This is a genomic window from Nocardioides nitrophenolicus (assembly GCF_016907515.1).
Classification (GTDB): Bacteria; Actinomycetota; Actinomycetes; order Propionibacteriales; family Nocardioidaceae; genus Nocardioides; species Nocardioides nitrophenolicus.
Window position 1 is genome coordinate 4,584,890 of sequence record NZ_JAFBBY010000001.1, and the last position, 25,215, is coordinate 4,610,104.

24 protein-coding genes and 1 riboswitch are annotated in these 25,215 nt (G+C 73.5%); of the genes, 13 read left to right on the forward strand and 11 right to left on the reverse strand.

Going from position 1 to position 25,215, the window contains the following annotated elements; translation table 11 throughout:
• Nucleotides 1-93: 93 nt before the first annotated feature.
• Complete coding sequence (gene ligA, locus JOD66_RS22055; protein ID WP_443678794.1) at nucleotides 94-2,232, forward strand: NAD-dependent DNA ligase LigA; 2,139 nt, start codon at nucleotides 94-96, stop codon at nucleotides 2,230-2,232.
• On the opposite strand, the gene JOD66_RS22060 is transcribed toward ligA, so the two are convergent.
• The 3 genes from JOD66_RS22060 to JOD66_RS28680 are packed head-to-tail and all read right to left on the reverse strand — an operon-like array spanning nucleotide 2,220 to nucleotide 3,878.
• Nucleotides 2,220-3,371 (reverse strand): YncE family protein, encoded by a 1,152-nt coding sequence (locus JOD66_RS22060; RefSeq protein ID WP_204838969.1) that lies wholly within the window; start codon nucleotides 3,369-3,371, stop codon nucleotides 2,220-2,222. The two genes, ligA and JOD66_RS22060, sit on opposite strands and share 13 nt — an antisense overlap.
• Complete coding sequence (locus JOD66_RS28675) at nucleotides 3,364-3,564, reverse strand: RNA polymerase sigma factor (RefSeq protein WP_239545385.1); 201 nt, start codon at nucleotides 3,562-3,564, stop codon at nucleotides 3,364-3,366. The genes JOD66_RS22060 and JOD66_RS28675 overlap by 8 nt, the downstream gene beginning before the upstream one ends.
• Nucleotides 3,564-3,878 (reverse strand): sigma factor, encoded by a 315-nt coding sequence (locus JOD66_RS28680; protein WP_239545387.1) that lies wholly within the window; start codon nucleotides 3,876-3,878, stop codon nucleotides 3,564-3,566. The genes JOD66_RS28675 and JOD66_RS28680 overlap by 1 nt, the downstream gene beginning before the upstream one ends.
• A 70-nt stretch (nucleotides 3,879-3,948) precedes the next feature.
• Between JOD66_RS28680 and JOD66_RS22070 the strand changes: the two genes are divergently transcribed.
• Nucleotides 3,949-4,962, forward strand: a complete 1,014-nt coding sequence (locus JOD66_RS22070) for an alpha/beta fold hydrolase (RefSeq protein WP_307823656.1) — start codon at nucleotides 3,949-3,951, stop codon at nucleotides 4,960-4,962.
• A gap of 126 nt (nucleotides 4,963-5,088) precedes the next feature.
• On the opposite strand, the gene JOD66_RS22075 is transcribed toward JOD66_RS22070, so the two are convergent.
• Nucleotides 5,089-5,679, reverse strand: a complete 591-nt coding sequence (locus JOD66_RS22075; protein ID WP_204838971.1) for a hypothetical protein — start codon at nucleotides 5,677-5,679, stop codon at nucleotides 5,089-5,091.
• A gap of 6 nt (nucleotides 5,680-5,685) precedes the next feature.
• Nucleotides 5,686-6,120, reverse strand: coding sequence for a hypothetical protein (locus tag JOD66_RS22080; protein ID WP_204838972.1), 435 nt, complete (start codon nucleotides 6,118-6,120; stop codon nucleotides 5,686-5,688).
• 43 nt (nucleotides 6,121-6,163) lie between these two features.
• On the opposite strand from JOD66_RS22080, the gene gatC reads away from it, so the two are divergent.
• From gatC to JOD66_RS22130, 10 genes are all read left to right on the forward strand, one after another.
• Nucleotides 6,164-6,463, forward strand: a complete 300-nt coding sequence (gene gatC, locus JOD66_RS22085) for an Asp-tRNA(Asn)/Glu-tRNA(Gln) amidotransferase subunit GatC (protein WP_204838973.1) — start codon at nucleotides 6,164-6,166, stop codon at nucleotides 6,461-6,463.
• A complete protein-coding gene (gene gatA, locus JOD66_RS22090) occupies nucleotides 6,460-7,974 on the forward strand; it encodes an Asp-tRNA(Asn)/Glu-tRNA(Gln) amidotransferase subunit GatA (protein WP_204838974.1) in 1,515 nt (504 codons plus the stop codon). Before gatC ends, gatA begins: the two co-directional genes overlap by 4 nt.
• Nucleotides 7,971-9,464, forward strand: a complete 1,494-nt coding sequence (gatB, locus tag JOD66_RS22095; RefSeq protein WP_239546852.1) for an Asp-tRNA(Asn)/Glu-tRNA(Gln) amidotransferase subunit GatB — start codon at nucleotides 7,971-7,973, stop codon at nucleotides 9,462-9,464. The genes gatA and gatB overlap by 4 nt, the downstream gene beginning before the upstream one ends.
• 52 nt (nucleotides 9,465-9,516) lie before the next feature.
• Entirely contained in the window at nucleotides 9,517-9,786 is a 270-nt protein-coding gene (locus JOD66_RS22100) for a hypothetical protein (protein WP_204838976.1), read from the forward strand.
• The gene (locus JOD66_RS22105) at nucleotides 9,783-10,193 is read left to right on the forward strand and encodes a type II toxin-antitoxin system VapC family toxin (RefSeq protein WP_204838977.1); all 411 of its coding nucleotides are present in this window, start codon (nucleotides 9,783-9,785) and stop codon (nucleotides 10,191-10,193) included. Before JOD66_RS22100 ends, JOD66_RS22105 begins: the two co-directional genes overlap by 4 nt.
• Nucleotide 10,194: 1 nt before the next feature.
• A riboswitch (cobalamin riboswitch) is annotated at nucleotides 10,195-10,323 on the forward strand.
• Nucleotides 10,324-10,402: 79 nt separating this feature from the next.
• Entirely contained in the window at nucleotides 10,403-12,040 is a 1,638-nt protein-coding gene (locus tag JOD66_RS22110; RefSeq protein WP_204838978.1) for a hypothetical protein, read from the forward strand.
• Complete coding sequence (locus JOD66_RS22115) at nucleotides 12,037-12,924, forward strand: hypothetical protein (RefSeq protein ID WP_204838979.1); 888 nt, start codon at nucleotides 12,037-12,039, stop codon at nucleotides 12,922-12,924. Before JOD66_RS22110 ends, JOD66_RS22115 begins: the two co-directional genes overlap by 4 nt.
• Nucleotides 12,921-14,018: an energy-coupling factor transporter transmembrane component T gene (locus JOD66_RS22120; RefSeq protein WP_204838980.1), complete on the forward strand. Its 1,098-nt coding sequence runs from the start codon at nucleotides 12,921-12,923 to the stop codon at nucleotides 14,016-14,018. The genes JOD66_RS22115 and JOD66_RS22120 overlap by 4 nt, the downstream gene beginning before the upstream one ends.
• Nucleotides 14,018-15,646: an ABC transporter ATP-binding protein gene (locus JOD66_RS22125; protein ID WP_204838981.1), complete on the forward strand. Its 1,629-nt coding sequence runs from the start codon at nucleotides 14,018-14,020 to the stop codon at nucleotides 15,644-15,646. The genes JOD66_RS22120 and JOD66_RS22125 overlap by 1 nt, the downstream gene beginning before the upstream one ends.
• A gap of 14 nt (nucleotides 15,647-15,660) precedes the next feature.
• The gene (locus tag JOD66_RS22130) at nucleotides 15,661-16,494 is read left to right on the forward strand and encodes an ECF transporter S component (protein WP_372442702.1); all 834 of its coding nucleotides are present in this window, start codon (nucleotides 15,661-15,663) and stop codon (nucleotides 16,492-16,494) included.
• On the opposite strand, the gene JOD66_RS22135 is transcribed toward JOD66_RS22130, so the two are convergent.
• From JOD66_RS22135 to JOD66_RS22155, 5 genes are all read right to left on the reverse strand, one after another.
• Nucleotides 16,481-17,659 carry a PQQ-dependent sugar dehydrogenase gene (locus JOD66_RS22135; protein WP_204838982.1) on the reverse strand — a complete coding sequence of 393 codons (1,179 nt, stop codon included), beginning with the start codon at nucleotides 17,657-17,659 and terminating at the stop codon, nucleotides 16,481-16,483. The two genes, JOD66_RS22130 and JOD66_RS22135, sit on opposite strands and share 14 nt — an antisense overlap.
• Nucleotides 17,656-18,591 (reverse strand): alpha/beta fold hydrolase, encoded by a 936-nt coding sequence (locus JOD66_RS22140; RefSeq protein WP_204838983.1) that lies wholly within the window; start codon nucleotides 18,589-18,591, stop codon nucleotides 17,656-17,658. Before JOD66_RS22140 ends, JOD66_RS22135 begins: the two co-directional genes overlap by 4 nt.
• A 41-nt stretch (nucleotides 18,592-18,632) precedes the next feature.
• Entirely contained in the window at nucleotides 18,633-18,836 is a 204-nt protein-coding gene (locus JOD66_RS22145) for a hypothetical protein (protein WP_204838984.1), read from the reverse strand.
• A gap of 66 nt (nucleotides 18,837-18,902) precedes the next feature.
• Nucleotides 18,903-19,784 carry an EamA family transporter gene (locus JOD66_RS22150; protein WP_307823657.1) on the reverse strand — a complete coding sequence of 294 codons (882 nt, stop codon included), beginning with the start codon at nucleotides 19,782-19,784 and terminating at the stop codon, nucleotides 18,903-18,905.
• A gap of 95 nt (nucleotides 19,785-19,879) precedes the next feature.
• Nucleotides 19,880-21,796, reverse strand: coding sequence for a hypothetical protein (locus JOD66_RS22155; protein ID WP_204838985.1), 1,917 nt, complete (start codon nucleotides 21,794-21,796; stop codon nucleotides 19,880-19,882).
• A gap of 225 nt (nucleotides 21,797-22,021) precedes the next feature.
• Between JOD66_RS22155 and JOD66_RS29635 the strand changes: the two genes are divergently transcribed.
• On the forward strand, nucleotides 22,022-24,829 hold the full coding sequence (locus JOD66_RS29635; protein ID WP_204838986.1) for an ATP-binding protein: 2,808 nt from the start codon (nucleotides 22,022-22,024) through the stop codon (nucleotides 24,827-24,829).
• On the opposite strand, the gene JOD66_RS22165 is transcribed toward JOD66_RS29635, so the two are convergent.
• A complete protein-coding gene (locus JOD66_RS22165; protein ID WP_204838987.1) occupies nucleotides 24,819-25,124 on the reverse strand; it encodes a hypothetical protein in 306 nt (101 codons plus the stop codon). The genes JOD66_RS29635 and JOD66_RS22165 overlap by 11 nt on opposite strands.
• Nucleotides 25,125-25,215: the final 91 nt, after the last annotated feature.

Below are 25,215 nucleotides of genomic sequence, written 5' to 3' on the forward strand. Positions count from 1 at the left end.
GGTTTCGTTTCGTCTGATGGCAAGACCCTGAATTGGTGACGCGCGCCACGCTCCGTGCGCCGGCGCCGCCCGCTGTCGGCACCGCGGTGGAGAATGCGGGTCATGACCGACGCCGCCGAGCTCCCCGCCGTCCCGCCCGAGGCCCGTGACGAGCACGCCCGGCTCGTCGACGAGGTCGAGGAGGCGCGCTGGCGCTACTACGTGCTCGACCAGCCGACCCTCTCCGACGCCGACTTCGACCAGCGCATGCGCCGGCTCGAGGAGCTCGAGGAGGCGTACGCCGAACTGCGCACCCCCGACTCGCCGACCCAGAAGGTCGGTGGGGCGGTGGCCACCGACTTCACGGCCGTCGACCACCTGCAGCGGATGGAGAGCCTCGACAACGCCTTCTCCTTCGAGGATCTCGGCGCCTGGTACGCCCGGCTCGGGCGCGACGGCGTCGAGGCGCCGGCGCTGCTGTGCGAGCTCAAGGTCGACGGCCTGGCGATCAACCTGCTCTACGAGGACGGCCGCCTGGTCCGGGCGCTGACCCGCGGCGACGGGCGCACGGGCGAGGACGTCACGCCCAACGTGAAGACCATCGCCGCCGTGCCCCACCGGCTCACCGGCACCGACGAGTTCCCGGTGCCGGCGCTGGTCGAGGTGCGGGGCGAGGTCTTCCTCCCGGTCGCGGCCTTCGAGGCGCTCAACGTCGCGATGACCGAGGCCGGCAAGCCCGCCTTCGCCAACCCGCGCAACGCCGCCGCCGGCTCGCTGCGCCAGAAGGACCCCCGGGTCACCGCGTCCCGTGCGCTCGGGATGGTCTGCCACGGCATCGGCGCCCGCGAGGGCTTCGAGCCCCGGACCCAGTCGCAGGCCTACGACGCGCTGGCCGCCTGGGGGCTGCCGGTCTCCGAGCAGGTCCGGGTGCTGCCGACCCTCGCCGACGTCGAGCAGTACGTCGCGAACGCCGGCGCGAACCGCCACACCATCGTCCCCTACGAGATCGACGGGGTCGTGGTGAAGGTCGACGAGGTCGCCCTGCAACGCCGGCTGGGCTCCACGAGCCGCGCGCCGCGCTGGGCGATCGCCTACAAGTACCCGCCCGAGGAGGTCAACACCAAGCTCCTCGACATCGCGGTCAACGTCGGCCGCACGGGCCGGGTGACGCCCTACGGGATCATGGAGCCGACCAAGGTCGCCGGCTCCACGGTCGAGAACGCCACGCTCCACAACTTCCACGAGGTCGAGCGCAAGGACGTGCGGCCCGGCGACACCGTGATCCTGCGCAAGGCCGGCGACGTGATCCCCGAGATCGTCGGTCCGGTGCTGCCGCTGCGGCCCGAGGGACTGGCGCCGTGGGTCCCGCCGACGACCTGCCCGGCCTGCGGCACCGAGCTGGTGGAGCAGAAGGAGGGCGACAAGGACCGGCGCTGCCCCAACCACGAGAAGTGCCCGGGCCAGGTCCGCGAGCGGGTGTTCTTCGTCGCCGGCCGCAGCGCCTTCGACATCGAGGGCCTGGGCTACGAGGCCGCGGTCGCGCTGCTCGACGCGGGCGTGATCACCAACGAGGGCGACGTCTTCGACCTCACCGCCGACCAGCTGCGCGCCACCGAGCTGTTCACCCGGGCGCCGAAGAAGGACGAGGACGGCCCCCAGCTCACCGCCAACGGTGCCAAGCTGCTCGCCAACCTCGACGCCCGCAAGGACGTCCCCCTGTGGCGGGTGATCGTCGCCCTCTCCATCCGCCACACCGGTCCGAGCGCGTCGCGCGCGCTCGCCCAGGAGTTCGGCTCGATGGCGGCCATCCGGACGGCGACGGAGGAGGAGCTCGCGGCCGCCGAGGGCGTCGGCCCCACGATCGCCCGCGCGGTCATCGAGTGGTTCGAGGTGCCGTGGCATGTCGCGATCGTCGAGAAGTGGACCGCCGCCGGGGTGTCCATGGCCGACGAGCGCGACGAGTCCGTCGCACGCACCCTCGAGGGCCTGACCGTCGTGGTCACCGGCTCCCTGCAGGACTTCTCCCGCGACTCCGCCAAGGAGGCGATCCTGTCCCGCGGCGGCAAGGCCGCCGGCTCGGTCTCGAAGAAGACCGACTTCGTGGTCATCGGCGAGAACGCCGGCTCGAAGGCCGACAAGGCCGAGCAGCTCGGCGTCCCGATCCTCGACGAGGACGGGTTCAAGAGGCTGCTGGCGCAGGGACCGCCGGCCGCCGACGAAGCCGACGAAGCCGGGGACGATCAGGACTCGTAGGAGTTCCCGCTGACCTTGAGCCCGGTGTCGTCGGTGAGGGTCACCGGCGTCGTCGTGCAGGCGCGGGTGTCGGGGTCGCAGGACCGCACCGTGGTGCCGTCGACCAGGAGCAGCCGGCCCGTCGCGGTCCAGCCGTAGCCGCCGTACGCCAGCTCGAAGGTGGTGCGGGAGCCGGTCGCGAGGTCGATCACGACGGTCTCGGGGTCGTCGTACCGGCACTGGCCGGTGTCGGCGGAGCAGACTCCCGTGGGCGGCAGCAGCACGTGCGAGCCGTCGGGCGAGAACCGGGGCCACGGGTCGTCGGAGTGCTCCGGGTCGTAGGGCAGGGACCGGACGACCGCTCCGGTCGCTGTCTCGATGATGTCGACGACCTTGTCCGCCTGGCGGAACACGATGTCGCGCCCGCCCGCCGTCTCCGGCAGGTGGGTCGGGATCGTCGTGGTGCGCACCTCGCCGGTGCGCCAGCGCACGTCGAGCAGGGTGCCGTCCACGCCGACGTACACGTGGTCGCCGGACAGCGCGACCGGAGGAGCCACCCAGCCGCCCCAGGTGAACGCGCCCTCGATCGGGATCCGGGCGGCGACCTCGCCGGTGCGGACGTCGCGCAGCACGACCGTCCAGTGCGCGGCGTCGTCGCCGGCGGTGGCGTAGGCGAGATAGGGCAGCGTCGGGTCGGTGCCGGGCACCCGGTCGCCGAGGTGCAGGTCGAAGTCGGAGGACGATCCGTCGGAGTCGACGAGCCAGTACGCCGAGTCGGGGGCATCGGTGGCGGACGACGTCCCGATCCGCGCGAGCATGCCGGCGGAGGTGTAGTAGAGCGCCTTGACCTGGCCGGGCAGGTCCGCGGTGGCGCCGGTGCCGACGTGGACGGTCGAGCCCTGCGCGACCGCCCAGTCGGCGTCCGTGGCCGGTACGGCGGCCGCGAGGTCGCGCCCCGACGGCCGCTGATCGCCGTCGAGCCGGGTGCCGGCGACGGTCACGGCGACGACGGCGGCGACCCCGAGGACGGTCCCGCCGAGCCGGACCCGGCGCCGGACGCGCAGGCCGCGCCCCCGTCGTACGACGGCGGTGGCGGGCAGCGGCGGCACGGCAACGGTCTCGGCCTCCTCGTGCAGCAGGGCGGCGAGGCGTTCAGTCACGGTCGGCTCCTTGGGGGATCACGGCGTCGCCGAGGCTGGTGCGCAGCTTGGCGAGTGCCTGCGAGGTCTGGCTCTTGACGGTGCCCTCGGTGACGCCGAGGGCGTGGGCGACCTGGGCGATGCTCTGGTCCTCGTAGAACCGGAGCACCACGACCGCCCGCTGGCCCGGCGGCAGCTGGGCGAGCGCGGCCATCAGGTCCGGGCGGGTGCTCCGATCGACCTCGGGACCGGGGCGTCGGGCACCCGATCGGTCGGCCGCTCGTTGCGCCAGCCCTTCTTGCGGAACCACGACGCCGCCGTGTTGACCAGCGTGGTCCGGGCGTAGCCGGCGGCGGACTCCAGGCTCCGCACCCGGTGCCAGTTCGCATAGGTCTTCGCCAGCGCGGTCTGGACGAGGTCCTCGGCCTCGGCATGGTCGCCGACCAGCAGGTACGCGGTCCGGTACAGCCCGGCCCAGCACCCGTGCATCAGCTCGGCGAACTCGTCGTCGCTCAGTGCTCGCGGCATCGACATCCTCTCGTCGTCACCCTGCTAGATGCGGCGGGGTCCCGAAAGGGTTGGCTGGCACACTGGCCGGGTGAGGCTGCTCGGTCGCGCCGTCCCCGTCGCGCTGCTCGCGCTGCTCGTCGGGGCATGCAGTGGCGCCGAGCGGCCGGACCCGCCCACGAGCCGCCCGACCGGGACGGTCGCACCGTCGTCGCAGCCGCCGGCCGCCGTACCCCACCCGGTGTCGCTGCCCGCGCTCGCCCAGAAGGACTTCGACGGCCGCGGCCTGCGGCTGGGCGAGGAGGTCGCGCGGACGCCCCGCCATCGTCAGTACGCCGTCACCTGGCGCAGCGGTAAGCTCACCGTGTCCGGCCGGCTGGCCGTGCCGGAGGGGCCCGGGCCGTTCCCGACGGTGGTGCTCGCGCATGGCTACATCGATCCGGCGGTCTACGTGAACGGGCAGGGGATGACCCGGGAGCGCTCGTGGTTCGGCGACCACGGGTATGTCGCGCTGCACGTCGACTACCGCGGGCACGCCGAGTCCGATCCCGACCCGAGCGGCGGGCTCGACATGCGACTGGGCTACACCGAGGACGTGATCAACGCGGTGCTCGCGCTGCGGGCGTGGGACGGACCCGTCGACGACGGCCGGATCGCTCTCGTGGGCAGGTCGATGGGCGGCGGGGTCGTCTACAACGCCCTCGTCGCGCGGCCCGGACTGGTCGACGCGGCGGTGGTCTTCGCGCCGGTCAGCTCCGACGCGGTCGACAACTTCGAGCGGTGGATCCGGCCCGACCCGAGCCGGGGGAGCCTGGCGCGCCGGATCCTGCGTGAGTACGGCGAGCCCGCGGCGCAGCCGGCGTTCTGGCAGGGGATCAGCGCCCGGACCTACTTCGACGACATCACCGAGCCGGTGCTCATCCATCACGGCACCTCCGACGACTCCTGCCCGATCCGGTGGAGCCGGGCGACGGCTCGGTGGCTGGCACGGGCGGGGGTCGAGGTCACGCTGCGGACCTATCCCGGCGAGGAGCACGCCTTCGGGCCGCGGTGGGCGCTGTCGATGGAGCGCACCGAGCGGTTCCTGCGCCGGCACCTGGCCTGACGGGGGCGGCTGGCCGCCGGCTGTAACACGTTGTCCGCGTCACTGGTCGCCACTTGTCAGCGCGTAGCGTCGGCGACACGCCGTACCTGCCGCTGACACCTGGCGGGTAGCCGGGTGGACAGCGTGTTACATCGGCAGAGCGAGCCCCGCCGCCTCAGCCTCATCGATGAATGCGAGGCAGAGGCCGACGATGGAGGCGGCGAGCCGGGCCACCTGCTCCTCGTCCAGCTGCGCGTCCTCGTCCCAGTGGACGAGCGGCGCGGTGCCGAGCGCCGACGTCAGGCGGTCGTGCTCGCGCCGGGTCAGCTCGCAGTCGGAGCCGACGATCGCCAGCACCCTTCTCATCTCGTCGCGTGCCGTGCCCTCGGTACGCTCGAGGACCGCGAGGCAGACATCCAGCCAGCTGTCGTCATCCTGCGCAGACCCCTCGAGCGCGTCGACCACCAGGTTGAAGATCATCATGTGCGCCGCGTAGAGGGCCGGCCACGCACCCTCTCGCCGGTCGAAGGGCTTGCTGGCCGCACGGTGTACGAAACGTTGCGCCGCCACCTCGTCCCCGTTCCGTAGCGCCGTGGCGGCCTTGACCAGCAGGTTGGTGCACGCGTCAGCGGTGTCGAAGGAGATGGCCCGGCGCTGTCGGGCCGACGGCGTGAGATCCCCGAAGGGCGAGGGGCCGGTGCCCATGCTGTTCAGGAAGTCGGCGGGTACGTCGGTCACGATCTCCTACCCCTCGAGCGAGCGCAGCCAGGCCTCCGCGGCGGCCGGGTCGGGCAGCCGGACCACGGCCAGGCGCGGGTGGACCAGGGACGCGCCGTCGACCCAGCCGTGGTCGGGCTCGCGGACCTCGGAGCGGATCCGGCGCAGGGTACGGCGTACCCGCCCGGCGAAGGACGCCGCGGCCAGCTCGGCCCGCACCAGCAGCTCGGCGCGCTCGAGGAGCAGCGGCCGGGCCCAGGCATCCTCGGCGGTGGTCACCCAGCCGTCGAAGGCGGCCAGCCGAGCCACCTCGCTCGGTCCGGAGAGGTCGGCGAGCGGGACGAGGGGGACGTCGAGGGTGGCCGCGAGCCGCTCCAGGAAGCCGGTCAGCTGGTCGCCCGGGGTGCCGGCCACCACGACGCGCTGAGGGAGGTGGCGCGGAGCGAGGACGGGGGCGTGCACCCGGCGGATTCTAGGGACCCTTGTCCCGCCTAGACTCAGGGGCATGTCTCAACTCACCCGCGACGAGGTGGCCCACCTGGCCGACCTCGCCCGGATCGACCTCGACGACGCCGAGCTGGACCACCTGGCGCCCCAGCTCAACGTGATCCTCGAGGCGGTCGCGTCCATCAGCGGTGTGGCCGGCGACGACGTGCCGCCGACCTCCCACCCGGTCCCGCTCACCAACGTCTTCCGCGAGGACGTCGTGGTCCCGGGCCTGACCGCCGAGCAGGCGCTCTCCGGCGCGCCCGAGGCCGAGGAGCAGCGCTTCCGGGTGCCGCGGATCCTGGGGGACGAGCAGTGAGCGAGCTGATCAAGAAGACCGCGGTCGAGCTGGCCGAGGCGCTCCGTGCCGGCGAGGTCACCTCGGTGGAGGTCACCCAGGCGCACCTCGACCGGATCGCCGCGGTCGACGGCGACGCCGAGTCCGGCGTGCACGCCTTCCTCCACGTCGACGCCGAGGGCGCGCTCGCGCAGGCCGCCGAGTCCGACGCCCGCCGCGCCGCGGGCCAGACGCTGGCCTACCTCGACGGCGTCCCGATCGCCGTCAAGGACGTGCTGGCCACCCAGGGCCTGCCCACGACGTGCGGCTCGAAGATCCTCGAGGGCTGGGTGCCGCCGTACGACGCCACCGTGGTCCGCAAGGTGAAGGCCGCCGGGCTGCCGATCCTCGGCAAGACCAACATGGACGAGTTCGCGATGGGCTCCTCGACCGAGCACTCGGCGTACGGCCCGACCCGCAACCCGTGGGACCAGACCCGGATCCCGGGCGGCTCCGGCGGTGGCTCGGCCGCCGCCGTGGCGGCCTTCGAGGCCCCGCTGGCCCTCGGCACCGACACCGGCGGCTCGATCCGCCAGCCCGGCGCGGTCACGGGCACGGTCGGCGTGAAGCCGACCTACGGCGGGGTCTCGCGCCACGGCCTGGTCGCGCTCGCCAACAGCCTCGACCAGGTCGGTCCGGTCACCCGGACCGTCGCCGACTCGGCGCTGCTCCACGAGCTGATCGGCGGTCACGACCCGCTCGACTCGACGTCGGTCCGCGAGCCGGTCGGCGCGCTCTACGACGCCGCCCGCCAGGGTGCGACCGGCGACCTCTCCGGCCTGCGCGTCGGCGTCATCAAGGAGCTGGCCGGCGACGGCTGGCAGGCCGGCGTGATGCAGCGCTTCGCCGAGACCGTCGACCTGCTGAAGGAGCTGGGCGCCGAGGTCACCGAGGTGTCCTGCCCGACCTTCGTGCACGCGATGGCGACCTACTACCTCATCCTGCCGGCGGAGTGCTCCTCCAACCTCGCCAAGTTCGACGCCATGCGCTACGGCCTGCGCGTCGTACCCGAGGGCGACCCGAGCGCCGAGGCCGTGATGAAGGCGACCCGTGACGCCGGCTTCGGCGACGAGGTCAAGCGCCGGATCATGATCGGCACCTACGCGCTGTCGAGCGGCTACTACGACGCCTACTACGGCCAGGCGCAGAAGGTCCGCACCCTCATCTCGCGCGACTTCGCCGCAGCCTTCGAGAACGTCGACGTCCTGGTCTCGCCGACCTCGCCGACGACCGCGTTCCCGCTGGGCGACAAGCTCGACGACCCGCTGGCGATGTACCTGCAGGACCTCGCCACCATCCCGGCCAACCTGGCCGGCGTACCCGGCATCTCGGTGCCCGCCGGACTCGCCGACGAGGACGGCCTGCCGGTCGGCTTCCAGGTGCTGGCGCCGGCGCTCGCCGACGACCGGCTCTACCGCGTCGGCGCCGCCGTCGAGGCGGCCCTGACCTCCCGCTGGGGCGGTCCGATCCTTGCGCAGAACGGAGCGATCTGATGGAGACCCTGGTCCCGTTCGACGAGGTGATCGCGAAGTACGACCCCGCCCTCGGCCTCGAGGTGCACGTCGAGCTCAACACCAACACCAAGATGTTCTGCGGCTGCCCGACCGTCTTCGGCGGCGAGCCCAACACCCAGGTCTGCCCGACCTGCCTGGGCCTGCCCGGCGCGATGCCCGTCGTCAACGGCAAGGCCGTCGAGTCGGCGATCCGGATCGGGCTGGCGCTCAACTGCTCGATCGCCGAGTGGTGCCGGTTCGCGCGGAAGAACTACTTCTACCCGGACATGCCGAAGAACTTCCAGACCTCCCAGTACGACGAGCCGATCGCGTTCGACGGCTGGCTCGACGTCGAGGTCGAGGGCGAGACCTTCCGGGTCGAGATCGAGCGCGCCCACATGGAGGAGGACACCGGCAAGTCCACCCATGTCGGCGGCGCCACGGGGCGCATCCACGGCGCGGAGTACTCCCTCGTCGACTACAACCGCGCCGGCATCCCGCTGATCGAGATCGTCACCCGCCCGATCCTGGTGCCGGCCGAGAAGGCGCCCGCGGTGGCCCGCGCGTACGTCGGTCAGCTCCGCGACCTGATCCTCGCCCTCGGCGTCTCCGACGCCCGGATGGACCAGGGCTCGATCCGCGCCGACGTGAACCTCTCGCTGGCGCCGAAGGGTGCCGACAAGCTCGGCACCCGCTCGGAGACGAAGAACGTCAACTCGCTGCGCTCGGTCGAGCGCGCGGTCCGCTTCGAGATGTCGCGGCACGCCGGGATCCTCGACGCCGGGGGCGCCGTGCTGCAGGAGACGCGGCACTTCCACGAGGACACCGGCACCACCTCCTCGGGGCGTGAGAAGTCCGACGCCGAGGACTACCGCTACTTCCCCGAGCCCGACCTGGTGCCTGTCGCCCCGTCGCGCGAGTGGGTCGAGGAGCTGCGCGGCACCCTGCCCGAGAACCCGACCCAGAAGCGGGCCCGGCTGCAGGAGGAGTACGGCTTCTCCGACCTCGAGATGCGCGACGTCTGGGCCGCCGGCGCGCTGCCGCTGATCGAGGCCACGGTCGCCGAGGGCACCGCTCCGCAGTCGGCGCGCAAGTGGTGGGTGGCCGAGCTGCTGCGCCGCGCCAACGACGCCGGCGTCGAGCTGGCCGAGGTCGGCGTGACGCCGAAGCAGGTCGCCGAGGTGCAGGCGCTGGTCGACGCCAAGACGATCAACGACAAGCTCGCCCGCCAGGTCTTCGACGGCCTGATCGCCGGCGAGGGCACCGCCGCCGAGGTGATCGAGAAGCGCGGCCTGGCCCTGGTCTCCGACGACGGCCCGCTGCTCGCCGCCATCGACGAGGCGCTGGCCGCCCAGCCCGACATCGCCGAGAAGATCCGGGGCGGCAACCACGCCGCCGCTGGTGCCGTCATCGGCGCGGTCATGAAGGCCACCCGCGGCCAGGCCGACGCCGCGCGGGTGCGCGAGCTGATCCTGGAGAAGCTCGCCTGAGGCGGGTCGTGCGCCAGGTGTGACACCGTTCTCGCGGTGTTACACTTGGCGCATGCCCACCACGCTGCGCCGCCACGCGATCACCGAGACCCCCGCGGTCGCGGCTGCGATCGAGGCCGCTGCCCGAAGGTGGCCGGAGGACCGGGACCGGCCCGCTCGGCTGCTCGCGCGCCTGGTCGACGTCGGCTTCCACACGATCGAGGTCGAGCTCGACGAAGCCGCCCTCAAGCGTCAGCAGGCGCTCGAGGAGTTCGCCGGCTCCTTCACCGGGGTCTATTGGCCGGGATACCTCGAGGAGATCCGTGAGGGTTGGCCGGAATGATCGCTCTCGACGCGAGCGTGCTGATCGCCGTTGGTGACGCGAACGACGCCCATCACCGCGCGGCCAAGGGACTCATGGCTCGTCGCGGCGACAAACCGCTGGTCATCGGCACGTTGAATCTCGCGGAGGCTCTCGTCGGTCCGACGAAGCAGGCACGAGTCGAGGAGTTCATGCGGGGCTTGTCAGCGATCGGAGTCACGGAGGTCGCCTTCCCCGCCGATGCCGCGACCCGTCTCGCACACCTTCGCCTGACGACCCGGCTGAGTATCCCCGACTGCTGTGTCCTCCTGACCGCCCAGCAGTCGGGCGCCGCCGTCGCCACCTTCGACGCCGGCCTGCGCGCCGCCGCCCGCTCCCTCGGCCTGCAGGTTCTTCCCGATGACGAGGAGCCGGATCCGCGGAGTTAGACTCCGCTGGACACATCGAGATCACGCCCGTGGTGGGGGAAGCCGGTCGAATCCCGGCGCTGACCCGCAACCGTGGACCGCCCCTCGGGGAGCGGTGAGCCGGAGCACCCGTCATGGCGCGTCCTGACACAACGCTGTCGTGGAGAGCAGCGGGTCAGTGGCACAGAACCCTCTGGGCCCGCCCGCCGTCTGCAGCGGGAAGGCCCCACATGTCCACTTCCACGTTCGTACGCCGAGCGGTCGCCGCCGTCGCCGGTGGTGCCGTCGTCGCCGGTGGCCTGCTGGCGGTCGCGCCGGCGCCGGTGGCGCACGCCGCCGCTTCAACAGCCCCTGCCGACCTGTCCGCCGCCTGGCTGGTGGACCGGCTCGACGACCAGCACCTCTTCACCTACGAGAACTACGGCTCCTCGTCGACGGATGTCGGACTCTCGATCGACCTCATGCTCGACCTGATCGAGCGCGGCACGGACGCGACGGTCGTGAGCCAGATCGCCAGTGCGGTCGAGACCAAGGCGTCGACCTACGCCGCTCACGACAGCTACCCGACGACCTTCGACTGCGCGTATCCCTACGGCCCGGTCTCCTCCACGACGGTGGACACGTACTACGCGAACGCTACGGCGAAGGCGCTTGCCGGCCTCAAGGCGGCAGGCAGGAGCGGCGCCACGGTCGATGGGCTCGAGGCGCAGCTCGAGACGATCACCATCGACAGCGGTGCTGACGCCGGCCGGATCTCGGACACCACCACCCAGGGTGGTGTCTCGCGGCCGGACTGCGACTACGCCAACGTCTTCGGTCAGGCCTTCGCGGTCCGTGCGCTGGACGCGGTCGGAAGCCCCGAGGAGGACGCAGCCCTGACCTACCTGCTGGGCCAGCAGAACGGCGACGGCAGCTGGAACCAGGACCTGCGTCTCGTCGGCGGCACTCAGCCCGCGCCCGACCCGGCGGCCGACGCGACGGCCATCGCCATCCTGCAGCTTCAGCAGATCCAGCCGTCGAGCGGCCTGCAGGCACCCACCACCGCCGCGATCGCCAAGGGCATCGCCTGGCTGGTGGCGAACCAGGCGTCCGACGGCAGCTTCGGAGCCACCGGGCTCTTCGGCCCCAACGCCAACGAGACCGGCCTGGCCGGCTGGGCTCTCGGCAAGGCCGGCAAGGCCGACGCCGCCGCACGTGCCGCTGGCTGGCTCGCCGCTCACCAGGCGCTCCGGTTGGCCGGCTGCGCGAGCGGACTCGACGCCGAGAACGGTGCCGTTGCCTACTCCGACAACGCCCTCGCCACGGGGCTGGCCAGCGGCATCACGGCGACCGCCGAGGGGCAGTGGATCCGCTCGACCGCAGCGGCCCTGCCCGCGCTTGCCTACCTGCCGTCCAGCTCGCCGAGCCTGACGACGTTCGTGGACGCCGGTACGACCGCCCAGCTGCCGATCCAGGGCACCTACCCCGGCCAGCAGGTCTGTGTCTCGGGGCTGGGCGCATCTCAGCGCGTCACCTCTCCGGCTCTGGCCAAGCTCACCGTCCCTGCGGGTACCGCCGACCACACCGTCACGCTGACGTACGCCGGGGGGAGCGCGACCGCGACGTTGAAGGCCCTCGACGCCAAGAAGCTCAAGGTCAAGGTCGCCGCCAAGCTCAAGGCGAACAAGAAGGCGACGATCAAGGTCAAGGGGCTCGCCGCGGGGGAGTCCGTGACGGTCAAGATCGGCAAGAAGAAGGTCACCGGAACGGCCAATGCCAAGGGCGTGGCCAAGGTGAAGATCAAGGCCAAGAAGAAGGGCAAGGCCGCGGTCAAGGTCGTCGGCCAGTTCCCCGACCGCAAGGGCAAGGCCACGACCCGGGTCGTGTGACGATGCCGATCAGGTCACTGCGCACGGCGGCCGCGACGATCCTCGTCGCGGCCACCGTGGCACTTCTTCCCCAGGCAACGGCCCACGCCGCAGGCTGTGCCGGCTCGTCGGGCGTCTCCGTGGTCGTCGACTTCAACGAGCTCAACGGCGGATCCCTCTCCGCGGCATGCGTCGGCAACGGCGGTGGCAAGACAGCCGCGACGCTGTTCGACACTGCGGGCTACAAGCTGAGTCCCGTCACGGGCGAAGCCGGTGCGATCTGCAAGGTGAGCGGCTATCCGGAGGACGCTGGCTGCGTGAACATGCCGCCCGCGACCGCCTACTGGAGCCTCTGGTGGTCCGACGGCAAGTCGGGCACCTGGTGGTACGCCGACGCCGGGGCCGGGAACCTCACCGTCCCCGACGGCGGCTACGTCGCCTTCGCCTGGCACCAGGGCAGCGGTCGCGCCACCCCGCCCGACGTGACGCCCACGCCGCGGGTCGCTCCGAGCCCGACACCCGGCGCGACCAAGTCGACGAAGCCGAAGCCGAGCACCAAGCCCACGCCGAAGCCCACCGCCAAGCCGTCGGCGGCACCGACGTCGGCGACGCCGACCACGAGCCCGGCCTCGAGCAGCACCCCCACGCCCTCCGAGCTGCCGAGCGACCAGCCGAGCGAGCAGCCGACCGAGATGCCGACCGAGACGTCGGCGGTGCCGACCCCGACGACGACCGCGGACGTGCCGTCGATCGACGAGATCACCGACGGTCCCGAGGCGACGGCGGCCAGCACCGACGGCACGGACGACGGCGGCGGGTTCCCGGCGTGGCTCGGGATCGGGCTGGTCGTGGTGGTGCTCGGGGCGGCGGGCGCCGTACCCGTGCTGCGTCGGCGAGGGCGATGAGACTGGCGCGGGACCTCCACCCCGTGGCGTGGTGGGTGTGGGCGGTGGGCCTCGCGGTGGCCGCCTCCTGCACGACCAACCCGCTGCTGCTCCTGGTCCTGCTCGGCGCCGTCACCCTGGTCGTGCTGACCTGCCGCTCCGACCAGCCGTGGGCCCGCTCGTTCCGCCTCTACGTCTGGCTGGGGGTGGTGGTGCTGGTGGTCCGGATCCTGTTCCGGGTGCTCCTCGGCGGGGACGCGCCGGGGCACGTGCTGTTCACCCTCCCCACGATCCCGCTGCCGGACTGGGCGGCGGGGATCTCCCTCCTCGGGCCGTTCACCCGCGAGGAGCTGCTGGCGGCGACGTACGAGGGGCTGCGCCTGGCGACCCTGCTGATCGCGGTCGGGGCCGCCAACGCCCTGGCCAACCCCAAGCGGCTGATGAAGTCGCTGCCGCCCGCCCTCTACGAGATCGGCACGGCGATGACCGTCGCCATCAGCGTGGTCCCGCAGCTCGCCGACAGTGCGCGCCGGGTGCGGGCCGCGCAGCAGCTGCGCGGGGGGCCGACGGGGCGGTGGCGGCGGATCCGTGGCGTTCGGCGGCTGCTGGTGCCGATCCTCGAGGACGCCTTCGACCGGTCCCTCGCCCTCGCGGCCGGGATGGATGCGCGCGGCTACGGCCGCACCGGCGAGCTGAGCGCCCGGCAGCGGCGCGCCACCGGCGCGCTGATCATCGCCGGCCTGATCGGCGTCTGCGTCGGCGTCTACGCCTTCCTCGACAGCACCGCGCCGCGGCTGCTGGCGCTGCCGATGCTGGTGCTCGGCATGCTGCTCGCCCTCGGTGGCTTCGCGCTGGCGGGCCGGCGGGTGCAGCGCACCCGTTACCGCCCGGACCGCTGGCGGCTCCCCGAGCTGGTGGTCGCGGCGTCCGGCATCGCCGCGGGCGCGGGGATGTGGGCGCTGCAGCGCTGGGAGAGCGCGATCGCGCACCCCGGCGTCCTGGTCCGCCCGGAGGTCTCGCTGCTCGCCCTGGTGGCCGCTCTGGTCGCCGTCCTGCCGGTCTGGGCGGCCCCGCTGCCCGTGACCGCCGGGCGGCGCGAGGAGGCCCTGGCCTGATGCTCGAGCTGCGCGCGATCACCCTGACGTACGACGACCCCGAGACGGGCGCGAGTGCCACCGTCCTCGACGGCGTCGACCTGACCGTCGCCGACGGCGAGCTGGTGGTCCTGGCCGGCCCGACCGGGGTCGGCAAGTCGACCCTGCTCGGCGTCGTGGCCGGCCTGGTGCCGTCGTACTCCGGCGGCACGCTCACCGGCGACGTGCTCCTCGACGGCGCCAGCATCGTCGAGCAGCCCGCCCGGGAGCGTGCCCACGCCATCGGGTACGTCGGCCAGAACCCCGCGGCGTGGTTCGTCACCGACACCGTGGAGGAGGAGCTGGCGTTCGGGATGGAGCAGCTGGGGCTGCCCGCGCCGACCATGCGCCGCCGGGTCGAGGAGACGCTCGACCTGCTCGGCATCGCCGACCTGCGCCACCGCGACCTGCGCACCCTCTCCGGCGGCCAGCAGCAGCGGGTCGCGATCGGGGCCGTGCTCACCACCCATCCCCGGCTGCTGGTGCTCGACGAGCCCACCTCCGCGCTGGACCCGACCGCGGCCGAGGACGTGCTGGCGACGCTCACCCGGCTGGTCCACGACCTCGGCGTCTCGGTGCTGGTCGCCGAGCACCGCCTCGAGCGGGTGGTGCCCTTCGCCGATCGGCTCTGCCTGCTCCACCGGGGTGGCCGGGTCGAGGTCGGCGAGCCCGCCGTGGTGCTCCGGGACGCGCCGATCGCGCCGCCGCTCGTCGAGCTGGGCCGGCTCGCCGGCTGGGAGCCGCTGCCGCTCACCGTGCGCGACGCCCGGCGCCGCGCGCCCGCGCTGAGGGAGCGGCTGGGCGCGCCGCCCGACCGCGAGCAGCCCGGCACCGCGGAGCCCGTCGTCGACGTGCGCCGCCTGGTGCTCGCCCACGGCCGCACCCCGGTCCTGCGCGAGGTCGACTTGAGCCTGCGGCCCGGCACCGTCACCGCCCTGATGGGCCGCAACGGCGCCGGGAAGTCCACGCTGCTGTGGGCGCTGCAGGGCCGCCACGCCGCCGCCTCCGGCACGGTGCGCGTGGCCGGCCGGGAGCCCGCGGCCCTCAGGCCCGAGGAGCGCAGGAGTACCACCGGCCTGGTGCCGCAGAGCCCCGCCGACCTGCTCTACCTGGAGACCGTGGCCGAGGAGTGCGCCGCGGCCGACCGGTCGGCCGGAGCCGCCGCCGGGACGTGTCGCGGCCTGCTCGACCGCCTCGCCCCCGGCATCGACCCCGACCGCCACCCGCGCGACCTCTCGGAGGGGCAGCGGCTCGCGCTCGCGGTGGCGATCGTGCTCACCTCCCGGCCGCCGGTGCTGCTGCTCGACGAGCCGACCCGTGGCCTCGACTACCCGGCCAAGCGCGCTCTCGCGGCGCTGCTGCGCGAGCTCGCGGGGGAGCCGGAGGCGGCCCGGGCCGTGCTCGTCGCGACCCACGACGTCGAGTTCGTCGCTCAGGTCGCCGACGACCTGGTCGTGCTCGCCGACGGCGAGGTGGTGTCCGCCGGGCCCGTGGTGCCCACCGTCTTGGAGTCGCCGGCGTTCGCGCCCCAGGTGACCAAGGTGCTCGGCGCCGGCTGGCTGCGGGTCGAGGACGTGGCGGCGAGCCTGGCCGCCGAGGTCGCCCGGTGAGCCCGGTGAGCCCGGTGAGCCAGACGAGCCGGACCCGCACGGCCGCCGTGCCCCTGCGGCTGCGGTCCGGCGTGGTCCTCGCGATCACCTCGGTGATCGGCCTGCTCATGCTGGCCTGGCCGCTGCTGCTCGACGTGCCGGCCGACGCCGAGCGGGTCGACCCGCCGTTCCTCTTCCTGCTCCTCCTGCCGGTGATCCTGGGCGTGGTGCTGGCCGAGATGAGCGAGGGCGGGATGGACGCCCGGGTGCTGGCCGTGCTCGGCGTCCTCAGCGCGGTCAACGCCGTGCTCCGCCTGGTCAGCGCCGGTACGGCGGGGCTGGAGCTGGTCTTCTTCCTGCTGATCCTCGGTGGACGGGTCTTCGGGGCCGGCTTCGGCTTCGTGCTCGGCTGCACCTCGCTGTTCGCCTCCGCCCTGATGACCGCCGGCGTCGGTCCCTGGCTGCCCTTCCAGATGCTCGTCGCGGCCTGGGTCGGCATGGGCGCCGGACTGCTCCCGCGCCGGGTCCGCGGGCGCGCGGAGATCGCCCTGCTGGCGGCGTACGGCGTGCTCTCGGCGTACCTCTACGGGCTGCTCATGAACCTGCAGGGGTGGCCGTTCATGGCCGGCATCCAGGTCCCCGGGCAGGACTCGACCGAGATCTCGTACGTCCCCGGCGCGGGGGTGCTCGAGAACCTGCACCACTTCGTCGTCTACACGCTGCTGACCTCCACCGGCGGCTGGGACACCGGGCGGGCGGTCACCAACGCCCTGGCGATCGTGCTGCTCGGCCCCGCGGTGCTGGTCACCCTGCGCCGCGCGGCCCGCCGGGCCAGGATCGACCGGAGCGGAACCCCTACGGCTCGATGAGCAGGATCCGGTCGTCGTCGGGACCGGGCTCGCCGCGGCCGTCCTCGTTGCTGGTGCTCAGCCAGAGCCGGCCGTCGGGCGCGCGGACGACGGTCCGCAGTCGGCCGTACTCGCCGGCGGCCTTCGCGCCCTCCCCGGTGAAGTACGCCGTCGGGTCGCTCACCTGGCCGTCGGCGACCTTGATCCGCCACAGTCGCTCGCCGTTGAGCGCGGCCATCCAGAGGTATCCGCCGGCGTAGGCGAGCCCGGACGGGGACGCCTCGTCGGGAGACCAGGTGAGCAGCGGCTGGGCGTACTTCGCGGGGCCGCCCGTGCCCTCGACGACCGGCCAGCCGTAGTCCTCACCGGGCACGATCCGGTTGAGCTCGTCGGCCTCGGCGTCGCCGAACTCGGAGGCCCAGAGCAGGCCCTCGTCGTCCCAGGCGAGGCCTTGGACGTTGCGATGACCCCAGGACCACACGGCGTCGCCGAAGGGGTTGCCGGGGGCGGGCTGCCCGTCGGCGGTGATCCGCAGGATCTTCCCGGCGTACGACTTCCGGTCGCGGGCGAGCTCCTCGTCGCCGGTCTCACCGGTGGAGACGTAGAGGAAGCCGTCGGGGCCGAACGCCAGCCGGCCGCCGTCGTGGATCCGGCCGTTGGGGATGCCGGTGAGGACCGGCTCGACCGGACCGAGGCCGTCCGCGGTCAGCGTGGCCCGGACCACGCGGTTGTCGTCGTCGGTGCAGACGTAGAAGTAGACCAGGTGGTCGGAGGCGAAGGCGGGGGAGACCGCGACGCCGAGCAGGCCGGCCTCGCCGCCGGGTGCGGTCTCGGGGATGGTGCCGACCTCGACCACCTCGCCCTCGTCCTCGGTCGTCTCGCCGTTGCCAGCGACGGCCGGCGGGGTGACGAGCAGCACCCGGCCGCTGTCGCGCTCGGTCACCACGCCGCGGCCGTCGGGAAGGAAGTCGATGCCCCACGGCGTCGCCAGCCCGCTCGCCACCGTGGCGACGACGTCGGGGACGCCGTCGATGGTGAAGATGACCTTCCCGTCGACGACCGACCCGGTCGGGGCGGCGGTGGCGGTGCCGCTCACGTCGACCTCGCTGACGTTGCCGCCCTGGCCGCAGCCGGCGGCGAGGACCGCCAGCGCGGCGAGCCCGGCGGCCCCGGCCAGGCGCCTCACGACAGCTGCTCCAGGAACTCCAGCAGCAGGCCGTGCACCCGCTCGGGCTGCTCCAGCTGGACGAAGTGGGAGCCGCGCAGCTCGACGTACGAGCTCTGCTTGCCGGTCTCGGTCAGTCGCTCGGACGCGCTGGCCATGTCGCGGGCACCGGCCAGCACGTCCCAGGTCGCCGCGACGAACATGGTCGGCACGTTGATCCGGCTCAGCCGCACCCGCGGGTGCCGGGAGGTGCTGATCGCCAGGTGGGCGTACCAGTCGACCGGCGTGGTGAGGAACTCCTGGAGGCCGACCGCGGCGGCCTCGGGGTCGGCCATCGGGAACATGAACCCGGTCCGGCCGAGGAGCCGGACCACGCCCGGCGTCATCGGCAGGTTGCGCACGATCGGGTTGACCGCCCAGCCGGCGTGGCGGGCGACCCGGCACGCGTTGACGGTCACGGCGCGGGCGATCAGCCGGGGCAGGTGCAGCGGGCCGAGCATGGTGGCGAAGGTGTCGCCGGGGACGCCGCACATCGCGAAGATGCCGCGGACCCGCTCGGGGTGGCGGTAGGTCAGCTCGAAGGCGGTGTTGACGCCCATCGACCAGCCCATGAGCACGGCGCTGTCGATGCCGAAGTGGTCCATGACGGAGAGCCCGTCCTGGACGAAGTGCTCGATCTCGACGTGCTTCGGGTCGGCCGGGCGCTCCGAGCCGCCGACGCCGCGGTGGTTCCACGACACCACGCGCACGCCGCAGTCGGGCTCGAGCAGCCAGGGCCACAGGTAGGGGTTGGTGCCCAGCCCGTTGCAGAGCACGACGGTGGGCCCGTCGATCTCCCCGTCGGGGTCGTTGGTCCAGGCGCGGACGTGGGTCCCGTCGTCGGACAGGATGTCGCGGAAGGCGATCGACGCCGTCCGAACGCGCTGCTCGGGCCGGGGAGCGGAGGTCGACATGGCGCCGATTGTGCCGGACCCCGGGCCCGGGAGCGCGGACGTCAGGCGTGCAGCGAGACGGAGCCCTCGCCGAGGACGGTACGACGGGCGCCGGCTCGGGCGGCGAGGAAGGTCTCGACGTCCTCGCGCTCGGCGCGGCGCTGGGTGCACGCGGTGAGCGCGACCATGGCGTTGCGGCGGGCCTGCTGCTGGAGGGCGACGGACCAGGTGTGGACGAGACGGGTCAGGGGCTCAGGCAGTGACATGGGGGTGTCAGCTCCGGATGGGGGACGGCGGAGTACCGAATCTACGACCGCGGTGGGCGGTGGAGGTCACGTCGGAGTGACATCTGGATGAACCTCCGCCCGGGTGGCCCGGGTCGCGCCCACGCTGGCGACCACCACGCACCCGATCGCCGCCCACTGCACGGGGGCCAGCGACTCGCCGACGACGGCCAGCCCGGCCAGCGCCGCGGCCGCCGGCTCCAGGCTCATCAGCACCCCGAAGGTGGCGGCCGGCAGGGTGCGCAGAGCGGCCAGCTCCGCGCTGTAGGGCACCACCGAGCTGAGCAGGCCGACCGCTGCGCCCAGCAGCAGCACCCGCTGGTCGGCCAGGTCCGCGGTGTCGACGGTGAGCAGCAGCGGGGTGAGCAGCAGCACGGCGACCAGGCTGGCCACGCCGAGCCCGTCGATCCCCTCCCAGCGCCGGCCGGTCGCCGCGCTGGACAGGATGTAGCCGGCCCAGGCCGCGCCCGCGAGGACGGCGTACAGGACGCCGAGCGGGTCGAGGTGGCCCCGCTCGAAGCCGAGCAGCAGCACCCCGAGCGCCGCCAGCACCACCCAGCCGAGGTCGCGGGGCCGGCGGAAGCCGATCGCGGCGAGGACCAGGGGGCCGATGAACTCGATGGTGACCGCGACGCCGATCGGGATCCTGGAGAACGACTGGTAGATGCCCCAGTTCATCGCCCCCAGGCAGGCGCCGTACCGGGCCGCGACCAGCCAGTCCTCCCGACTGCGTCCGCGCAGCCGGGGCCGGGCCCACAGCAGCAGCACCAGCGAGCTGGTCGCCAGCCGCAGCCACACCACCCCGTTGGGGGCGATGTCGTCGAAGAGCAGCTTCGCGAATCCGGCTCCGAGCTGCACCGACCCGATCCCGAGCAGGACCAGCCCGATCGCCAGCCCGAGGGGCGGGCCGTGGCGGGGCGTCGTCTGCACGGGAGAAAGGTAGGACGTCTCAGCCGGATGCGACGAACCGCCGGCCCCCACTGGCCGGCGGTCCGTCGCTCCCGCGGTGCTGCTGGATGCGATGACTACTTCGCGGCGACGACGCCGTCGATGGTGACCTTGCGGCCGTTCTTGCTGACGACCTTGACCTTGAGGGTGCCGGTCTGGACGCTGCCGAGGTCCAGCACCCGCACGTTCGCGCGGCCGGCCTTGCCCTTGAGGCTGACGGTCCTCACGACCTTGCCGTTCCAGTAGACCTTGACCTTGCCGCCCTTCTTGGCGGTGCCGACCATCAGGTCGACCTGACGGGCCTGGACGCCGGCCAGGACCAGCTTGCGGCCCTTCTTCTTGGTGCTGGTGGCGGTGCCGTTGAAGGCGCCGGCCTGGGCGGCCCGCTTCCACTTCTTGCCGGCCAGGGCGGTGTCGTCGAGCGGGACGGTGGTGCACCGCTCCGCGGAGCGGAAGCCGAGGTTGTTGGCCTTGTCGCTGCCCTGGGCCTCGAAGCAGTAGGTGCCGCCGAAGGCGCCGGCGAAGGGCTGCGAGGACGTGGTGACGTCGTTCGCGATCACCTGCTGGGGGCCGAAGCCGCCGTTCCAGGCCGCGGAGCGGACCAGCACGTCGGTGCTCTTCACGCCCGACAGCGAGTCGGTGACCGTCCAGGCGACGTCGAAGCCGGGGCCGGCGGCGACCGGACCGGGGGCGGTGACCGTCGCGACCGGACCGGTCAGGTCGAGGAAGTCGGCCTGGACGAAGGAGTTGAAGCCGTTCTCCACCACGCCGACCGCCACGGCGTTGCCCTCGCGGTCCAGGTCGGCCGCGAACGGGCCGTCGGCGGCGCCGCCGTCGTACTCGTTGAACAGGAAGGCCGGGTTGGTGCGGTAGCGCAGGGTGAGCTCGTCGGCGTCGTTGTGGACGACGACCTGGTGGCCGCGGTCGGAGATCAGGCCGCGGTGCGCCTGGCTGGTGATCGTCTTCGGCTCGGCGAGCGCGCCGGTGCCGAAGACCTGGCCGGGCTTGGCCACGGCGGAGCGGATCACGTAGGTGTTGCCGTTCTCGAACGCGCTCCAGGTCGCCTGCATCGTGCCGTTGGGGCTGACGGCGAGGTCGCGGTGCGACGTGGGCACTCCGGCCGGCGAGACCAGCTCGGTGTTGCCGAGCGTGCCGTTGGCGCTCACCCGCACCACGAGGGCCCGGGTCTTGGCGGCCTCGATGCCGCCGAGCAGCACCGCTCCGCTGCCGTCGTCGGCCAGCTCGGCCCGGGTCTCGTTCTGGGTGTCGCCGAGCCAGACCACCGGCTTCGGGCCGAGCCAGCCCACCGCGGCGTTCCGACGGGTGACCAGGATCGTGTCCTGGCCGCCCTCGTTCGAGTAGTACGACATCAGCACGTCGCCGGCCGGGTTCACGTCCAGCGACGGGTCGTAGGTGTGGAACCCGAAGGTGTCGATGACGGGGCTCCCGCCCTTGGGCCAGGCCGAGGTCTGGACCCGGTCCACGTTCACGTGCTCGGTGCCGAAGGCGACGTGCACGCGTCCGCTGCCGTCGATGCCCGCGTCGATGGCGTTGATCGTGGTGATGTCGGTGCTGGCGCTGAGCAGGGTCGAGCCGTCCCAGCTGCCGTTGGCGAGATAGCGCGAGCCACGGACCTTCTGCTCACCGCCGATCGTCTGGTTCCACACCACGGCGAGGTCCCCGTTGTCGTTGGCGACGGCGTGCACGTCGTGGGCGTCGGTGACCGCGGCGGCGGTGACCTGCTTGGGGGCGCCCCAGACGCCGTCGGTGGCGATGGCGGCGTACACCTTGGTGCCGCCGACGACCTCCTTGGTCCAGGCGGCCAGTGCGTCACCGGAGCCGAAGGCGGCGACGTCGACCGAGGTGGGCACGTCGCCGGAGCCGCTGATGTTGCCGCCGTCGATGCCGTCCACGGCCTGGGCGGGGCTGCCGGTGAGGGCGAGCGTGCCGACGGCGAGTGCGGCGGTGGTGAGACCGAGAAGGTGGGTACGCATGGTGCTGCCTTTCGCTGAAGGGGGGAATCGACGGGGATAGGAGCGACCCGCCGGCAGGACCTTGCAGATTTCCGAGGACTTTCTCCGCGGAGCTCCGGTGGCCCGGTGACTCCTACGTTCGTCGCGACGAGGGTGCGGCCACATCCGCGCGCACCACGCAACCAACGCCGGGCAGCACGGAGCGAACACCGAGCCAAGGCGCAGCGAACGCCCTACGATGCCGACGTGCGCTCCCCGGTGCTCGTGTCTCGGACCGCCGAACGCGCGCGCCTGCGTGGTGCGCTCGACGAGCTCGGCGAGGGCCGGGGCGGGCTGTGGGTGCTCCGCGGAGACCCCGGGATCGGGAAGTCGCGGCTCGCGAGCGCACTGGCCGCCGATGCCGCCGAGGCCGGCGTCGAGGTGCTGTCCGGTCGCGCCGTCCCCTCCGGTACGCCGACCCCACTCCGACCGCTCAGCGAGGCCCTCCTCGGCTGGCTGCGCACCCACGAGGTGCCCGACGACCGGCTGCTGGCGCCCTACCTGCCCACCCTCGCGCGGCTCGCGCCGCAGCTCGGTCCGGTCGCGCCCGACGCCGCCTCCTCGGTCATGCTGCTCGGCGAGGCGCTGCTGCGGCTGGCCCGGACCGTGCCCGCGCGGGGCCTGCTCCTGCTCATCGAGGACCTGCACTGGGCCGACCCGGAGACGCTGGCCCTGGTCGAGTACCTCGCCGACAACACCCGGGAGGTGCCGCTGCTGGTGCTGGTCACCAGCCGGCTGCACGAGTCGCCCGCCGCCAACGAGCTGGTCACCGCGCTGCAGTGGCGCCACTCCACCGAGATCGTCGACCTGCTCCCGCTGGCCGACGACGACGTGGCCGCGCTGGCCCGCGCCTGTCTCGGCGACGAGCCCAGCGACGCGGTGGTGGCGTGGCTGCAGCGCTACAGCGCCGGGTACCCGCTCTTCGTCGAGGAGATGCTCGCCGACCTCAGCGACGCCGGGCAGCTCGACGGACCGCTCCCGGTGCTGGTGCCGCGCCCCTTCGCGCGCTCGGTCGAGGCCCGGCTCGCCGAGGTGGGCCCCGCCGGGCGGGAGCTCGCGACCGCCGCCGCGATGCTCGGGGCCGAGTTCGACTGGCGGCTGGTCGCCGAGGCGCTGGCCCTGTCCGACACCGACGTCGCGACCGCGCTCCGGGAGCTGCGCGACCAGCGGCTGGTCGTGGCCGTCCCGCCCGACCGGTTCGGCTTCCGGCACGCGCTGACCCGGGAGGCCGTGCTGTCCGGGCTGCTCGCGCCCGAGCGGGCCCGCCTGGCCGGGCTGCTCGCAGCCGCGCTGGCCGGCCGCTCGACCGACTCCGCGGACGACCACCACCAGCTCGCCGAGCTGTTCGAGGCCGCGGGGGACGACGCCCGCGCCGTCGAGCTGTGGCTGGCGACGGCGCGCGACGCCATCGGCCGCGGCGCCCTGGTCAGTGCCGGGGAGGCGATCCGCCGCGCGCTGCGGGGGTGCGCGCCCGGCACCGAGCCGGAGAGCCGGGTGCGCGAGGCCGAGGTCGAGGTGCACGCGCTCGCGGGCGACGTCCCCCACGCGCTGGAGGCGGGGGAGCGGCTCGCCGAGGAGCTGGCCGGCGATCCGGGCCGGCTGGCCGCCGTACGGATCCGGTTGGGGCGGGCGCTGCTGGCCGGGGGCCGGTGGGACGAGGCGGAGGCGATGCTGGCCGTCGCCGCGGGCCACGACCCGGTGCAGGAGGACGTGCTGGCCGCGCGGCTCGCGCTGGGCCGCGAGGACGACCGGGCCGCGGCCGAGCGGGCCACCGCGGTGCTGGCGGCGGTCGGGGAGGACCGTCCGGAGATCGCGTGCGAGGCCTGGGAGGTGCTCGGCCGCGCCACCCGGGCCCGCGACCACGTCGCCGGCGAGGAGGCGTTCGAGGCCGGCTACCGGATCGCCGACGCCCACGACCTGCCGTTGTGGCGGTGCCGGCTGCTCGCGGCCCTCGGCGCCCTCGACCTGGCCGCGCGGCGCCCCACCGAGGAGCGGTTGGTCGCCGCCCGGCGGGTCGCGCTCGACGCGGGCGCGATCGCGGTCGCCGCGCGGATCGAGATCGATCTCAACCTGGTGCGGATCCGCTATCTCGACCTCGACGAGGCGATGGCCGCGATCGACAACGCGATCTCGATGATGGACCGGCTGCGGCTCCCCGAGCTGCCGATGGCCTACCTGCTGCGCGCCGCGACCCACGGCCTCGCCGGCCGCGCCGAGGAGATGGAGGCCGACATCGCGACGGCGGGGGCGCTGCCGATGGACGAGGCGCTGCGGCTGGTGGGGATCCCGGGGCACGTCCGCTCCTTCGTCGCCCTCGCCCACGGGCGCTACGACGACGCGCGGGGCCAGCTCGCGACCGCCATGGAGTACCACCGCCGCACGCCCAGCATGCCGTTCTCGCTGCGCGGCTTCTGGGCGCTCCTGGAGACAGCGCACGGCGACGGGACGGCGGCGCGCGAGGAGGTGCGCGCCGGACCCCAGGCCAACAGCCCCCACAACGCCTTCGCCCTCGGGTACGCCGACGCGATCGCCCTGGGCCGCGCCGGCGACCGCGCCGGTGCCGAGCGGGTGTTCGCGGACGCCGAGTGGGGCCTGCCCGGCCGCGAGCCGTGGCCCGAGCTGCACGCGCGGCTGCTCGTCGCGGTCGCCGCCGCCCGCGACGGCTGGGGGAGTCCCGAGGCCTGGTTCCGGCACTGCCTCGACGGCCTGGTCGGCTACGACCTCACCGAGGCCGCGTCGGGATGCCGGGTGGCCATGCGCGAGGCGGGCTTCGCCGTACCGCGGAAGGCGGCGGGTGCGGCCGCCGTGCCCGCCCACCTGCACCGGCTGGGGGTGACCGCACGCGAGCACGACGTGCTGCGGCTGGTCGCCGAGGGGCTGCAGAACAAGCAGATCGCGGAGCGGCTCTACCTGTCCGTGCGCACCGTGGAGACGCACGTCGCGCGGCTGCTGCAGCGCACCGGCTGCGCCGACCGCGGCGAGCTGGCCGCGCAGCTGGAGGCCCCTACAACGTGATGCCGGGCCGGGCGGCCAGGCCGAGGTCCTCCACCGCCTCCAGCCGCTCGCACCACCACGACCGGGCGGTGTCGTGGGCGCCCGGCTCGAGCGCCGCCTCGAGGTCGGGCACGGCGGCCGCGTCGGCCAGCTCGACCAGCACGGTGCAGCGATCGTGGTCGGCGGCCAGCAGCCACCGGCTGGTCACGAACCCGGGCAGCCGGCGCAGCCAGGGCGCCACCTCGCTGCGCAGCCGGGTGAGAACCTCGTCGCTGCGGTCGGGCACGAGCACCAGGGTGGCGAGCAGCGTCGTCATGGGCCCAGCGTGCTGGCCGGACCGGTCCGGCTACATCCGTGGCCGGTACGGACACAAGAAATTCCCGAGTGGCGATGATTTCCGTCGGGGG

Excerpts from the sequence above, each read along its gene's own strand:
- ligA (WP_443678794.1), top strand. The coding sequence starts at position 94 with ATGCGGGTCATGACCGACGCCGCCGAGCTCCCCGCCGTCCCGCCCGAG.
- JOD66_RS22125 (WP_204838981.1), top strand. The coding sequence starts at position 14,018 with ATGCTCGAGCTGCGCGCGATCACCCTGACGTACGACGACCCCGAGACG.
- JOD66_RS22145 (WP_204838984.1), bottom strand. The coding sequence starts at position 18,836 with ATGTCACTGCCTGAGCCCCTGACCCGTCTCGTCCACACCTGGTCCGTC.
- JOD66_RS22165 (WP_204838987.1), bottom strand. The coding sequence starts at position 25,124 with ATGACGACGCTGCTCGCCACCCTGGTGCTCGTGCCCGACCGCAGCGAC.
- JOD66_RS22110 (WP_204838978.1), top strand. The coding sequence starts at position 10,403 with ATGTCCACTTCCACGTTCGTACGCCGAGCGGTCGCCGCCGTCGCCGGT.
- JOD66_RS22155 (WP_204838985.1), bottom strand. The coding sequence starts at position 21,796 with ATGCGTACCCACCTTCTCGGTCTCACCACCGCCGCACTCGCCGTCGGC.
- JOD66_RS22100 (WP_204838976.1), top strand. The coding sequence starts at position 9,517 with ATGCCCACCACGCTGCGCCGCCACGCGATCACCGAGACCCCCGCGGTC.
- JOD66_RS22120 (WP_204838980.1), top strand. The coding sequence starts at position 12,921 with ATGAGACTGGCGCGGGACCTCCACCCCGTGGCGTGGTGGGTGTGGGCG.
- JOD66_RS22105 (WP_204838977.1), top strand. The coding sequence starts at position 9,783 with ATGATCGCTCTCGACGCGAGCGTGCTGATCGCCGTTGGTGACGCGAAC.
- JOD66_RS28680 (WP_239545387.1), bottom strand. The coding sequence starts at position 3,878 with ATGCCGCGAGCACTGAGCGACGACGAGTTCGCCGAGCTGATGCACGGG.
- gatC (WP_204838973.1), top strand. The coding sequence starts at position 6,164 with ATGTCTCAACTCACCCGCGACGAGGTGGCCCACCTGGCCGACCTCGCC.
- JOD66_RS28675 (WP_239545385.1), bottom strand. The coding sequence starts at position 3,564 with ATGGCCGCGCTCGCCCAGCTGCCGCCGGGCCAGCGGGCGGTCGTGGTG.
- JOD66_RS22140 (WP_204838983.1), bottom strand. The coding sequence starts at position 18,591 with ATGTCGACCTCCGCTCCCCGGCCCGAGCAGCGCGTTCGGACGGCGTCG.